The following is a 12,371-nucleotide window of genomic DNA, read 5'->3' on the forward strand; positions in this document are numbered from 1 at the left end:
ATGAAACGCGCCCCTCGCAGCCGTCAACGCCATGATTTATATGCGAAATATCACGATTACGACAGCGAAATCAGCGACTTACTTGGAGAATGTGGGGGCACTCATGCCCGATAGCGTTCTGACACGTTGGGGAGCATTTCTCCTGCTCGCGGTAAGGCTGAATAACGTAGACCTTGCTGTACTTCGCCAACGCCCGTTCGACGAAATCGTTGAACCAAGCTTTCGGCAATTCCCAGTATTTCTTGCCGTCAATCCAGACCGGGCTTTCCAAGCCGGATTACCGACGATCCGATCCTCCAGATAGCGATGCCGGAACCCGACCCATATCCCCTGGCTGAGGAACGCCGCCTTTTCTACGTCGCGCTCACGCGGGCTCGCCGTCAGGTTCGCATTTGCACCCTGGCCGATGCGCCGTCGCGCTTTCTGATCGAGCTAGCGAGAACCGGCGCAGTGGAGATCGAAGCGGAGGAAGGCGTTCAGAGCCCGTGCCCGAAGTGCGGCTGCGGCACCATGAAGCGGTACGACGGCCAATATGGCCCCTTCGAGGCATGCAGCACCCACCCTCGTTGTAATTTCAAGCGCAACATCTCGGTGGAAAGTTCCCGTGCGGGGGGCACCGTCCAATCGGGTGAGGATCGCACGCCCGATGTCAGTTGGAGATTATTGTCCCACCTGTGGTGATGGATCGATGGTCGTTCGTTCCGGCGGAGCATATCAACCGTTCCTGGCTTGCTCGGGTTATCCTTCCTGCAAGACTACCGCTGCCCTTGACGGAGGCACTGAGGGTGGCGCAACTCGGAGGCAGAAGTTGCCCGGTTGATCATCTAGCCGGAACCGGCTCGCGGACGGCTCCAGAGGCTCCACCGAATCGGCGAGATAGAAGCCTGAGCCGGAAGGGATTGAATTGAGCGCCGTGCATCAAAGGAATTCACTGCGCGCGCCGATGATCGCTCGTGACCATCACAATAGCGCACTAAATGCCGATCCCCAATCCCGGCACCACCTCTGGAATCACTTAGAAAAAATGCTTTCATTTCAATATGATAAAGCAGGTCGTAGGATGATCCACAACCGGACGGCCGGGCGCGGCCTGTGCCTGCGTCGTGCCATAGGCCTGCGCCGCGCTTTGCGCGCTGGCGGCGCGGCGCGGTTTCAGGTTCAGCTCGGGTGCTCTGGTCGGATCGCTCATCTCGCCCCGGTTAAACGATGGCCGGCAGGGCGGCAAGGCTGCATCGCAAGGCCTTGCTGTCATTGTCGTTTCCCATGGTTAGGGAAGCGTAAACAACGGCGGCGCCGATGCTTTCCCGGCGAGTCGCCGGAAAATCGCGGATTCGCTAGGATGCCGCCATGGCCGCGCCCCGCATCCGCATCGAAACCGGCGACATCACCAGACTCGCGGTCGATGCCATCGTCAACGCGGCGAATGAAAGCCTGCTTGGCGGCGGCGGTGTCGATGGCGCCATCCACCGTGCGGCTGGCCCCGCCCTGCAGTCGGAATGCCGCACGCTCGGTGGCTGCCCGACCGGCGAGGCCCGCATCACCGGCGGCTATCGCCTGCCCGCCCGCCATGTGATTCACACGGTGGGGCCGGTCTGGCAAGGCGGCCGGCGCGGCGAGTCCGGATTATTGTCCGCCTGCTATCGCAACAGCCTCGAGCTCGCCCGCCTGCACCGGCTCGGCAGCATCGCCTTCCCCGCCATCTCGACCGGCATCTACGGTTACCCGCTGCAGGCCGCGACCGGGATCGCGGTGGCGGAAGTCCGCCGATTCGTTGCCCGCGAACCGCGCCCGGAACAGATTGTCTTTGTCTGCTTCTCGGCCGAGGCTGTTGCCCTCTATGAGGCAGCCCTCGCCGACCCCGAACCACAAAATACGGGGAACATGGGATAAACAATATCAAGATATAGAGGGGCCGCGGCCCTGCCTGTGGAAAAAATACTTGACCCGTATGCAGAACCTCATTAGAACATTTCGTGGATTTCGCGTTCATGCCGCCAGTCCACGGGCCGACCGCCGCAGCCGCTGATGCCCAGCCTGCGGGCAACAGGACCCACCGGCCGGCGGCGGATATCGAGGAGGCACCTCTATGCTGACCCGCAAGCAGCACGACCTGCTGCTCTACATTCACGACAAGCTGGAAACCACCGGCGTCTCGCCCTCTTTCGAGGAAATGAAGGAGGCGATGAAGCTGAAATCCAAGTCCGGCATCCACCGTCTGGTGACCGGCCTGGAGGAACGCGGCTTCATCCGCCGGCTTGCCCATCGTGCCCGCGCGCTGGAAGTGCTGCGCCTGCCGGACTCGGCGGTACCGATCCGCGGCGGTGTCGGTGCCGTCGCGCAGCGCAGCGCCACCCCGCGCAACCGCATGATGCCGCGCGCCGTCGAGAGCAGCGACAAGCCGATGCCGGGCACGCCGGTGACGGTCAATCCCTACAACGCCCGCGACATCGTCACCCTGCCGCTCTATGGCCGCATCGCCGCCGGTACGCCGATCGAGGCGCTGCGCGACATGAGCACGCAGATCGACGTGCCGATCGGCCTGCTCGGCAACGGCGAGCATTATGCGCTGGAAGTGGCCGGCGACTCGATGGTCGATGCCGGCATCATGGATGGCGACACGGTGATCATCCAGCGCAGCGAGAATGCCGACAACGGCACCATCGTGGTGGCGCTGGTCGACGACCAGGAAGTGACGCTGAAGCGCCTGCGCCGCAAGGGCAACTCGGTGGCGCTGGAAGCCGCCAATCCGGCCTATGAGACGCGCATCTTCGGCCCCGACCGGGTCAAGGTGCAGGGCCGCCTGGTCGGCCTGCTGCGCCGCTACTGATTGACGATACCGGCATCGCCGGGACTATGATCGCGGGGCGCAGCAATGCGCCCCGTTTCTTTTTTGCCCGCAGGACAGCGCCGCGATGACCGCCGCACCGATCTGGTATTTCGCCTACGGCTCCAACATGAATCCGGCGCGGCTGGCCGATGACCGGCTGACTCCGCGCGGCGTCGCGGTCGAACAGCGCCTGCTGGCCGCCCTGCCCGACTGGCGGCTCGCTTTCAACAAGCCCTGGGCGAAGTTCAACGGCGCCGGCGCCGCCAACATCCTGCCCCTTGCCGGCGGCCGGGTCTTCGGCACCATCAACCGCATGCTGCCGGCCGGCCTCGATGTACTCGACGAATACGAGGGCGTCGCCACCGGCCAGTATCGCCGCCAGCCGATCACCGTGTTCGGCGGCGACGGCCGGCCGGTGCAGGCGATCACCTATATTGCGGAAAACGTGGCCACGACCGACCTGCTGCCACACCGGGACTACCTGGCGCATCTGCTGGCCGGCCGCGACCTGCTGCCTGCCGACTATCTCGCCGTACTCGAAGCCCAGGCCTGCTGCGGCGAGTGAGGGCCGGCGACGCCGCCCTCACGCCTTATCGAATTAAGGTCAGGCGGCGCGCTTGTGCTTGCCCTCCTGCACCTCCTCGATGATCTTGCCGACGAAGGCGTCGAGGTCCTTTGGCGAGCGGCTGGTGATGATGCCGTTGTCGTTCACCACCGCCTTGTCGACCCAGTGCCCGCCGGCATTGCTGACATCGGTTTTGATCGACTTCCAGGACGTGACCTGACGGTCGCGCACCACGCCGGCTTCGACCAGCAGCCACGGGCCATGGCAGATCGCCGCGACGATCCTGCCGCCGGAGATGAAGCTTTTCACCAGCCCCATCGCGGCATCGTCGAGACGCAGCGTATCGGGGTTCATCTGGCCGCCGGGAATCACCAGCGCATCATACTGGTCCGGCTTCACCGCCGAGAGCGCGAGATCGACCTCGACCTTGTCACCCCAGTCCTTGTCCTTCCAGCCGCGGATCGCCTTGCCGTCCGGCGAGGCCACCTCGACCGTGGCGCCGGCTTCCTTCAGGCGGTCGCGCGGCACTGTCAGTTCCGATTGCTCGAAGCCGTTGGTGGCGATGATGAGAATCCGGGATTTCCTGATGTCCGTCATGATGTGGCTCCTGTCTGCTGCCTGTCCGTACGGAACGGGTCGGCGGCGGATCGGTTCCGCCATGGCAGGCAAAAGCCACAATGTCTGCGGCGCCCGGAGAAAACCGCGAGATTACGGCGTTTCCCGGCGCATGCCGTAGAGCGCGATCTCGCGCAGGCTGTGGTCGAAATAGGCATTCACCGCCAGCACGATGCCGGGCGCGCCGTCTTCGCCGGCCAGCGGCATGTAGATATTCTCGATATAGGGCGCGCGATCGCCGATGATGTTGACCCACAGCGGCGGGCCCAGCCGCCAGTGCGCCCGGCCATTGAGCAACACGAGAGCGAAGCGGGCGCTGACATCCTGGCGGCCGGCGAGTTCACGGTTTACCTCGTCGACGAATTTTCCGGTATCATCGCCGCCACGTGCCGCCACGATTTCGGTGCCGATCAGGCGGTAGCGATAACGCATGCCCCGCTCCGCCGGCACGGCATCCACCATCCACAGGAACGGCAGATGCAGCCGCAGCGCCAGCGGATCGATATGCTGGCGCCCCGGCAGATGGCCGAGGGACTGCCTGAGGTCCAGCCAGTAGGCGTAGACATCGCGGAGCCGGCCGGAGCGGATCGTATCCGCCGGCAACTCATCGCAGAAACCCGTCCTGGTATCCGAGCCACGCCCGGGGCCGAAGATCATGCGGCGAGTCTGACACAGGCTTTCAGGGCGATACAGAAAAATGATTGCGAGGCGATCCCGCTTCATCCGTATCCGCACTGCCGGGCAGCCCATGGCCCTGCAACAGCGCCCAGGGCCGCCGGCCGCGGCTTTCCGCCACGGTCACCACGCGCAGGCCGGTCTGGCGGTCGAGGAATAGCGTATGCGCACCTGAGCGCCGCAGATCAAAACGGTCGATCACCACGCGGGCGGCCGGACAGCGATAGCGGATCGCCAGTTGCTGGGCGATCACCGCATCGGCATGGCGGCAATCCTCGGTGATCGCCTGCGGCCGTTTCGGCAGGGCAACCAGAAAGCCGTCATGGCGCCAGGCGCAGCCGTCGGGATCGCAGCGCACGGACCCGTCGACGCCGCTGCGTCCCTCGGTGTCGTTGCGACGCAAGGCCGGCCAGGGATAAAGCGGCGGTGCGCCGAGACGCTGCCACCAGACTTCGCCGGCAAAGCTGCGCGGCGGCACGCTGCCGCTGAGATAGAAATGCACGCCATCGCCGGCGCGCGCGGCGATCAGCCGACCGTCGTTGCCGATCAGCAGGTCCGGCACCGGCACCAGCCAGGGCGAGACGCTGCCGAGTGCCAGGCCGGCAAGACCGAGCCAGCGCCAGGCCCGTCGCCACAGGCAGAGCCACAGGCCGCCGCCGGCGATGCCGGCGAGGCCCCAGACCGGCATCGCCGGCATGTAGCCGACGGCGCCGGGCCAGCCGGACACCCAATGCGCGATGCCGACCAGCAGGTCGACACCCCAGACCATCGGCGTGAGCGCGAGTTGCTCCAGCCCCAGCGGCATCAGCAGGAAGGCCAGCATGCCCAGCGGCATGATGATGAAGCTGACCAGCGGCGTCGCCAGCAGGTTGGCGATCAGCGCATAATCGGCAACGCGATTGAAATGATAGGCGGCGAAGAAGGACGAGCCCATGCCGGCGACAAAGCTCGCCGCCATGGTGCCCAGCAACCACAGCAGCGCCAGCCGCAGCGGCGCGCCATCGGCCGCCGCGCGCCAGGCAGTGATCCGCGGCCCCCACAGTTCGAAGGCGGCAACCAGCGCCGTCACCGCGGCAAACGACATCTGGAAACCCGGATCGAGCAGGCTTTCCGGCCATAGCACCAGCAGCACCAGCGCCGCCCAGGCCACGCTGCGCAGGGTAATGGCACGACGATCAAGCACTACCGCCAGCAGGGCCAGACTGATCATCACCAGCGCCCGCAGGGTCGGCAGCCCCGCACCCGACAGCAGCGTGTAGGTGACGGCGCCAAGCAGCGCGATGGCTGCCGCCCACTTCTTGATCGGGTAATGCAGCGCGAGACGCGGCGACAGGGCCAGCAATGCGCGCACCACGAAGAACAGCAGGCCGGCGACCAGCGTCAGATGCAGCCCGGAGATCGACAGGATATGCGCCAGTCCGGAATCGCGGAAATCCTGATCGGTCGTATCGGGGATCGGCCCGCGCTCGCCGGTCATCAGCGCGATGGCAATGGCGCCACCGGCGCCCTTCGCACTCTCGGCCAACCGGCGAGAGATGTCCTGGCGCAGGCTGCTGAGCGCCATCAGTCCGGCATCGCGCCAGCCGGCGGTTTCTTCGATACGCAGAACTTCCGGCGCGCTGATCGCATAGCCGACGGCACCGATCTGCCGGAACCACGCGGCACGGGCGAAATCATAGGCGCCGGGCAGTGCCGGCTCCGGTGGCGGCGACAACAGGGCGCGCAGGCGGATGCGCTGGCCCGGCCATAGCATATCGCCGTCGCGGCGCAGGGTGACGCGGATACGCTGCGGCAGGTCCAGCTCGCCCAGGCTGCCGATCACCAGTCGGTCGAGCAGGACGCGATAGCCACTGTCGCGCTGCTCGGCCTCGCGCACCCGGCCTTCGATCCAGACCGCACCGGTGCGGTGTTCCAGCACCGGGGCGGCCACCTGCCACGTGCGCTCGGCGGCCAGCCACGGACCGGCCAGCACGGCCAGCAATGCGATCAGCGGCACCCGCCAGACCGCCGCCTGCCGCCGCCAGGCCAGCGCAAAGATCGCCAGCAGCAGCGTCGCGACCGCCCAGCGCAGCAGCGCCAGCGCCGGCTCGAAGGGCAGCAGGAAATAGCCGGCGATGCCGGTGCCCAGCAGGACGGGCAGCCACAGGAACCAGCGGTCGCGCTCGGCCAGCAGGATTTCGGCCAGATCGGCCTGCCACAGCCCGGCAACGGCATCGCCGAGCCGCAGGCCGGCGGCCACCAGCCAGTGCCGCAGGTCCCGTTGATGCAGCCGCCCCGCCATGGTGGAAATCTCTGCATGACAGGCATACCGGCGCCAATCCGTGCAAAACGGGAACACGCCTTGCCCGCCTGCCCCCGTATGCTAAAACCCTGCTTCCTTCGTTTTCCGGATTGCCCGATGACCAAGATCGTTACCCGTTTCGCCCCCTCGCCGACCGGTTACCTGCATATCGGCGGCGCCCGCACGGCGCTGTTCAACTGGCTGTTCGCGCGCCATCACGGCGGTACCTTCCTGCTGCGCATCGAGGACACCGACCGCGAACGCTCGACCCAGGATGCCGTCGACAAGATCTTCGAGGGTCTGACGTGGCTCGGCCTCGACTGGGACGGCGAGCCGGTGCTGCAGTTCGCCCGCATGAACCGCCATGCCGAGGTGGCGCACAAGCTGCTGGCCGAGGGCAAGGCCTATCACTGCTACTGCTCGCCGGAAGAGCTGGAGGAGATGCGCGCCACGGCCAAGGCCGAGGGCCGGCCGATGCGCTATGACGGCCGCTGGCGCGACCGCGACCCGAAGGATGCGCCCGCCGGCGTGAAACCCGTCGTGCGCTTCAAGGCGCCGCAGACCGGCAGCACGCTGATCAAGGACCATGTGCAGGGCGACGTCACCTTCCAGAACGAGCAGCTCGACGATCTGATTATCCTGCGCTCGGATGGCACGCCGACCTACAATCTGTCGGTCGTGGTCGACGATCACGACATGGGCGTCACCCACATCATCCGCGGCGACGACCATCTGACCAACGCGGCCCGCCAGACCCAGCTGTATCTGGCCGCCGGCTTCGCGGTGCCGGAGTTCGCCCATATCCCGCTGATCCACGGCGCGGATGGCGCCAAGCTGTCGAAGCGCCATGGCGCGCTCGGCACCGAGGCCTATGCCGACATGGGCTACCTGCCGGCGGCGATGCGCAACTACCTGCTGCGGCTCGGCTGGAGCCATGGCGACGACGAGATCATCTCGACCGAACAGGCGATCGAATGGTTCGGCCTCGACCATGTCGGCCGCTCGCCGGCGCGTTTCGACTTCGTCAAGCTGAACAACCTGAACGGCCATTACATCCGCAGCACGCCGGACGCCGACCTGCTGCAGGCCGCCCTGCCCTTCATCGCCAAGCGCGTCGGCCGTGCGCCCGATACGATCGAGCAGGCGAAGGTCATGGCGATCCTGCCGGCGGTGAAGGAGCGTGCCAAGGACCTCAACGAACTGGCTGAAGGCGTGCTGTTCCTGTTTGCTATGCGACCCCTCGCGCCCGATGCGGCCGCCCAGAAGCATCTGGATGACGGCGCGAAACAGCGGCTGAAGAAACTCGCCGAGGCGCTCGCCGCGCTGAACGACTGGAGCGCCGCCGCCGCCGAGGCCGCCGTGCGCGCACTGGCCGAGGCCGAACAGGTCAAGCTCGGCCAGATGGCGCAGCCGCTGCGCGCCGCGCTGACCGGCCGCACCGTGTCGCCGCCGATCTTCGACGTGCTGGCCGTGCTCGGCCGCGACGAGACGCTGGCGCGGCTGGCCGATATCACCGGCTGAGCATGCCGGCGCCGGTCCTGATCGTTCCCGGGCTCGGCAGCTCCGGGCCGCTGCACTGGCAGAGCCTGTGGCAGGTGCGGCACCCGGAGTTCATCCGCGTCGAGCAGGCCGACTGGGACCGGCCCGATTTCGCCGACTGGCTGGCGCGACTCGCTGCGGCGATTGCCGCCTGCCCGGCACCGCCGATACTGGTGGCGCACAGCCTGTCCTGCGCGTTGGCCGCCCATTGGGTCGCGCGCCACGACCGCGCACTGAAAGGCGCCCTGCTGGTGGCGCCGGCCGATGTCGACTCCGACGCTCACACGCCGCCGGAGACCCGTGGCTTCCGGCCGATGCCGCTGGTGACATTCTCCTGCCCCGCCGTCGTGGTGGCGAGCAGCGACGACCCTTACATCGACCTGCCGCGCGCCCGTGGCTTTGCCGCCGCCTGGGGCGCACGCCTTGTGGAGGCCGGCCCGCATGGGCATCTCAATGCGGCATCGGGGCTCGGCGACTGGCCGGCGGGCCTGGCTTTGCTGAAAGAACTGGCTTTGCTGGAAGAACTGCGCGGCTGAACGCCGCGTTTTTTTGAATCTTGCGCGGCTGAAGGCCGCGCGGGTGCCGTTTAGCGGCGGCTGTGTTTCGACGCGGTCGACTGCTCGGCCATGAAATGCTGCAGCCGTTCGATCGACTGACGCGGCATCGGATCCTGGCCGCTCAGCATCAGGGTCAGCGCGACACGGCTGACGCCGATGCGCTGGGCCAGCTGGTCGAGCGACAGCGCCGCCTGCTTGCAGGCCTGCGAGACCGCGACCAGCGAGCCCTTCTCGACATAGAAACGGCCCCATTGCTCGCGGACCGAAATCTTGGACGGCAGGGTCGCCATGCCGTTGCCGGGGAACATGCGGTCGGCAATCGCACCTTCCGGCAGCGGGATGGTGTTGCGCGGGATCGACGGCGTGGCGGAGATGCGCGGCGGCGGCGGGGCCGGCTGGAATTCCTCCAGCCTCGGCGCGCCCTCGATGCTCTGTTCGAGCAGCTTGCGCACGGCCTCGACCAGGTCCTGGCTGATCGGCGAGAGATCATACTCCTCGCCGAAGCGGTCATAATACTGGGCGATCTCGCTGAGCCGGTCGAGCCGGCGCATCAGGAACTCGCGGGCGCCCAGCGGCAGGCGGCGGCCGGCGCGGGTGATGTTGATCAGGTAGATGCGCGTGGTGTCGAGTTCGAGGATGGTGATCTTCCAGCGGATCTTCGACAGGTGCTTCAGCAGCGGCTGGCGCTTGCCCTCGTCGAATTCCGGAATCCGGCCGTCGACCAGATCGACGAACACGTAGAAATGCTCGATCTTCTCAACGAAGCGCTTGTAGTCGGCGAAGTTGGACGTGAGGTTTGTGTCGTTCCGGCAAAAGGCGAGCAGTTCCCGGCTCTGGTTTTCCACCACGCCGACCAGTTTCAGGGTCTCCTGAACAACCGGTTTTATCGCCTGGTTCACGTCGCGATCCCCGTTCTGTGGACAGCGTCATGCTGCCGTGAGCCGCATTGCACCGCACTCGACATATGATTTTTGCCAGAAAAACTGGAAAACAGCAATCAAACTTGCTGCCAAAGTAAACGGCAAATATGGCCGGAGTATTGCCGGCCGGTGGCCGGTCTGGGGCCGGTCAGTGCTTGGGCGGGACAGCCGGCGCCGCAGCGGCCATGGCGCCGCCCGGTGCCGCAGGACGGTCGTGCGGGGCGCAGTAGAGGCCGGCCGACTTGAGCTGCTGGCAATAGGCAATGGCCTGATTTCGCTCGGCAAATCCCCCCAGCAGCAGGCGGACGACCTTGCCGCGCTGGCCGCCCAGATCGACCTCGACATACTGCCGCTCGGCGCTCTGGATGACCGGGAACCGGGCCGCCAGCTTCGGCCAGTCAGCTTGCGCCGCGGCCATGGTCTTGTAGCTGGCGACATGGTCGGCGTATTTCAGCGGCGGCGGCGGGGGAGCCGGTGGTGGTGGTGGTTCGGGCGGCGGCGGCGGGGCCAGGGCCGGCTGGATCGGCGGGGCCATGGCCGGAGTCGGCGGCGGCGCCGAGGAGCAGGCGGACAGCCCGGCGAGGGCCAGCGCCAGCAGCAGGGCGGTCGCCGGCCCTCGCGTCACTTCTCGACCAGCTTGAACAGGCTGCGGTCGAGCACCGCATTGATCGATACGGTCTTGGTGCTGCTGGCGTCGCGCTCGTTGACGAGTTGGACGTGCATGACGTCCTCGCCCGGAAAATGGATCAGGCGCGTCACGCGCCACGTTAAGCCCTGGCGTTGTTCGAAACGCTGGCCGGGAACAATGTCGTTGGCCGTCAACTTCGCCATGGTAAACACCCTGAATCACCCGGTTTTCAGGCTAGCGCATTCGCACCCCAGCGCCAACCGTCGCGGCGGCAGGGTGTATGTCAGGCGGCCTGGCGGATCTTGAACACGAAGACGCCGTCGCGTTCCTCCAGCGACAGCAGCTCGAAGCCCGAGGCCTCGCACAAAGCCGGGATGTCGCGCGCCGCATTGGGGTCGGTGGCCTCGACGGTCAGCACCTCGCCTTTCGGCACGCCCTTCATCGTCTTCTTGGTGCGCAGCACCGGCAGCGGACAGTTGAGGCCCTTGACGTCGAGAAGCTCACTCATCACAAAAATCCCGTACCGCCGGAAAATTCCGGCCTATTTCACAAATTATCTTGTTGATAAATATAATACTTCACTTCGCGAATGTAAATCCTATACTCCCGGCAAATAAACGCATTCCGTCCGTCTTTAGCCTGATTCCGGAGCTATCGCCATGAGCGCGCTGCCCCTGCCCTATCTGGTCAACATCGCCGGCCTGCTGCTCGGTGCCGTCTTCGGCGCCGCCGTCCAGCGCAGCAACTTCTGCACCATGGGCGCGATCAGCGACATGGTGCTGATGGGCGACGGCAACCGCCTGCGCAGCTGGGTGCTGGCCATGGCGGTGGCGATCCTCGGCAGCCAGCTGCTGCAGCTCACCGGCCTGATCGACCTCAAGGGCGCGATCTACACGACGCCCAATCTCGGCTGGCTCGGTGCCGCCATCGGCGGCCTGCTGTTCGGCTTCGGCATGGTGCAGGCCGGCGGCTGCGGCAGCCGCACGCTGGTGCGCTTCGGCGCCGGCAACTTGAAATCCCTGCTGGTGATCCTGATGATCGGCATTGCCGGCTACGCCACCCTGCGCGGCATCGTCGGCCCGGCACGAGTGTGGATGGAAGGCTGGTCGATGGTCGACCTGAAGGGCCATGGCTTCACCAGCCAGGCGCTGCCCGACCTGCTCGGCGGCAGCGCCACCGTGCGCTGGGTGCTGGCACTGGCGATCCCGGCGGCACTGCTGGTCTGGGTGTTCAAGGCGGCCCGCTTCCGCCGCCAGCCTTTGCTGATCATGGCCGGGCTGGTGATCGGCCTGGTTATCGTCGGCGGCTGGGCCGCCACCGGCATCCTCGGCGCCGATGAATTCGAGCCGACACCTTTGGCCTCGATGACCTTCGTCGCGCCGATCGGCTATGCCCTGCAGTATCTGATGACGTTTACCGGCGCCTCGCTCGATTTCGGCATCAGCACGGTGGGCGGCATGATCCTCGGTGGCTTCCTGATGGCAAAACTCGACCGCAGCTTCCGCATCGAGAGTTTCGCCAGTGCGCAGGATGTCGTCTCGCATGTCCTCGGCGGCGTCCTGATGGGCATCGGCGGCGTCACGGCGCTCGGCTGCACCGTCGGCCAGGGCATGACCGGCATCTCGACGCTGGCGGTCGGCAGCTTTGTCGCACTTGCCGGCATTGTGATTGGCGGCATCCTCGGGGTTCGCTATCTTGAGGAAGGCAGCCTGCCGGGGGCGGTCCGCGCGCTGTTCCAGCGCGGCTGACCACAGCCGGCAGAGC

16 protein-coding genes are annotated in these 12,371 nt (G+C 66.3%); 8 read left to right on the top strand and 8 right to left on the bottom strand.

Features of this window, described 5'->3' with window-relative positions:
• The first annotated feature begins 306 nt into the window (after nt 1–306).
• Together ACFOOQ_RS22025 and ACFOOQ_RS22030 are read left to right on the top strand one after the other, a co-directional pair.
• A complete protein-coding gene (locus ACFOOQ_RS22025) occupies nt 307–681 on the top strand; it encodes a 3'-5' exonuclease (protein ID WP_379729855.1) in 375 nt (124 codons plus the stop codon).
• Nucleotides 647–820 (top strand): topoisomerase DNA-binding C4 zinc finger domain-containing protein, encoded by a 174-nt coding sequence (locus tag ACFOOQ_RS22030; protein WP_379729856.1) that lies wholly within the window; start codon nt 647–649, stop codon nt 818–820. The genes ACFOOQ_RS22025 and ACFOOQ_RS22030 overlap by 35 nt, the downstream gene beginning before the upstream one ends.
• A gap of 210 nt (nt 821–1,030) precedes the next feature.
• Here ACFOOQ_RS22030 and ACFOOQ_RS22035 read toward each other — a convergent pair whose 3' ends face one another.
• A complete protein-coding gene (locus ACFOOQ_RS22035) occupies nt 1,031–1,189 on the bottom strand; it encodes a hypothetical protein (RefSeq protein ID WP_379729858.1) in 159 nt (52 codons plus the stop codon).
• A gap of 158 nt (nt 1,190–1,347) precedes the next feature.
• Between ACFOOQ_RS22035 and ACFOOQ_RS22040 the strand changes: the two genes are divergently transcribed.
• From ACFOOQ_RS22040 to ACFOOQ_RS22050, 3 genes are all read left to right on the top strand, one after another.
• Entirely contained in the window at nt 1,348–1,890 is a 543-nt protein-coding gene (locus ACFOOQ_RS22040; RefSeq protein ID WP_379729860.1) for an O-acetyl-ADP-ribose deacetylase, read from the top strand.
• Nucleotides 1,891–2,086: 196 nt separating this feature from the next.
• A complete protein-coding gene (gene lexA, locus ACFOOQ_RS22045) occupies nt 2,087–2,827 on the top strand; it encodes a transcriptional repressor LexA (protein ID WP_379729861.1) in 741 nt (246 codons plus the stop codon).
• An 85-nt stretch (nt 2,828–2,912) separates the two neighbouring features.
• Nucleotides 2,913–3,392, top strand: a complete 480-nt coding sequence (locus ACFOOQ_RS22050) for a gamma-glutamylcyclotransferase family protein (protein ID WP_379729862.1) — start codon at nt 2,913–2,915, stop codon at nt 3,390–3,392.
• 39 nt (nt 3,393–3,431) lie between these two features.
• Here the strand turns inward: ACFOOQ_RS22050 and ACFOOQ_RS22055 are convergent, their stop codons facing one another.
• The 3 genes from ACFOOQ_RS22055 to ACFOOQ_RS22065 all read right to left on the bottom strand — a co-directional run bounded on the left by ACFOOQ_RS22055 (nt 3,432) and on the right by ACFOOQ_RS22065 (nt 6,963).
• Nucleotides 3,432–3,989, bottom strand: a complete 558-nt coding sequence (locus ACFOOQ_RS22055) for a type 1 glutamine amidotransferase domain-containing protein (RefSeq protein WP_379729863.1) — start codon at nt 3,987–3,989, stop codon at nt 3,432–3,434.
• A 111-nt stretch (nt 3,990–4,100) separates the two neighbouring features.
• Nucleotides 4,101–4,664 carry a PAS domain-containing protein gene (locus tag ACFOOQ_RS22060; protein ID WP_379729864.1) on the bottom strand — a complete coding sequence of 188 codons (564 nt, stop codon included), beginning with the start codon at nt 4,662–4,664 and terminating at the stop codon, nt 4,101–4,103.
• 22 nt (nt 4,665–4,686) lie between these two features.
• On the bottom strand, nt 4,687–6,963 hold the full coding sequence (locus ACFOOQ_RS22065) for a ComEC/Rec2 family competence protein (RefSeq protein WP_379729865.1): 2,277 nt from the start codon (nt 6,961–6,963) through the stop codon (nt 4,687–4,689).
• A gap of 117 nt (nt 6,964–7,080) precedes the next feature.
• Here ACFOOQ_RS22065 and gltX point away from each other — a divergent pair, with 117 nt between their 5' ends.
• Together gltX and ACFOOQ_RS22075 are read left to right on the top strand one after the other, a co-directional pair.
• Nucleotides 7,081–8,484, top strand: a complete 1,404-nt coding sequence (gene gltX / locus ACFOOQ_RS22070) for a glutamate--tRNA ligase (RefSeq protein ID WP_379729866.1) — start codon at nt 7,081–7,083, stop codon at nt 8,482–8,484.
• Nucleotides 8,485–8,486: 2 nt separating this feature from the next.
• Nucleotides 8,487–9,038 carry an RBBP9/YdeN family alpha/beta hydrolase gene (locus ACFOOQ_RS22075; RefSeq protein ID WP_379729867.1) on the top strand — a complete coding sequence of 184 codons (552 nt, stop codon included), beginning with the start codon at nt 8,487–8,489 and terminating at the stop codon, nt 9,036–9,038.
• A 50-nt stretch (nt 9,039–9,088) separates the two neighbouring features.
• Here ACFOOQ_RS22075 and ACFOOQ_RS22080 read toward each other — a convergent pair whose 3' ends face one another.
• From ACFOOQ_RS22080 to ACFOOQ_RS22095, 4 genes are all read right to left on the bottom strand, one after another.
• Nucleotides 9,089–9,958 (bottom strand): hypothetical protein, encoded by an 870-nt coding sequence (locus ACFOOQ_RS22080; protein WP_379729869.1) that lies wholly within the window; start codon nt 9,956–9,958, stop codon nt 9,089–9,091.
• Between the two features lie 169 nt (nt 9,959–10,127).
• Complete coding sequence (locus tag ACFOOQ_RS22085; protein ID WP_379729870.1) at nt 10,128–10,604, bottom strand: SPOR domain-containing protein; 477 nt, start codon at nt 10,602–10,604, stop codon at nt 10,128–10,130.
• Nucleotides 10,601–10,810 (bottom strand): hypothetical protein, encoded by a 210-nt coding sequence (locus tag ACFOOQ_RS22090; RefSeq protein WP_379729871.1) that lies wholly within the window; start codon nt 10,808–10,810, stop codon nt 10,601–10,603. Before ACFOOQ_RS22090 ends, ACFOOQ_RS22085 begins: the two co-directional genes overlap by 4 nt.
• An 80-nt stretch (nt 10,811–10,890) precedes the next feature.
• The gene (locus tag ACFOOQ_RS22095) at nt 10,891–11,115 is read right to left on the bottom strand and encodes a sulfurtransferase TusA family protein (RefSeq protein WP_379729872.1); all 225 of its coding nucleotides are present in this window, start codon (nt 11,113–11,115) and stop codon (nt 10,891–10,893) included.
• Nucleotides 11,116–11,266: 151 nt separating this feature from the next.
• Here ACFOOQ_RS22095 and ACFOOQ_RS22100 point away from each other — a divergent pair, with 151 nt between their 5' ends.
• Nucleotides 11,267–12,355, top strand: coding sequence for a YeeE/YedE family protein (locus ACFOOQ_RS22100; protein ID WP_379729873.1), 1,089 nt, complete (start codon nt 11,267–11,269; stop codon nt 12,353–12,355).
• Nucleotides 12,356–12,371: the final 16 nt, after the last annotated feature.

The organism is Ferrovibrio xuzhouensis, from assembly GCF_042648965.1.
GTDB classification, from domain to species: Bacteria; Pseudomonadota; Alphaproteobacteria; order Ferrovibrionales; family Ferrovibrionaceae; genus Ferrovibrio; species Ferrovibrio xuzhouensis.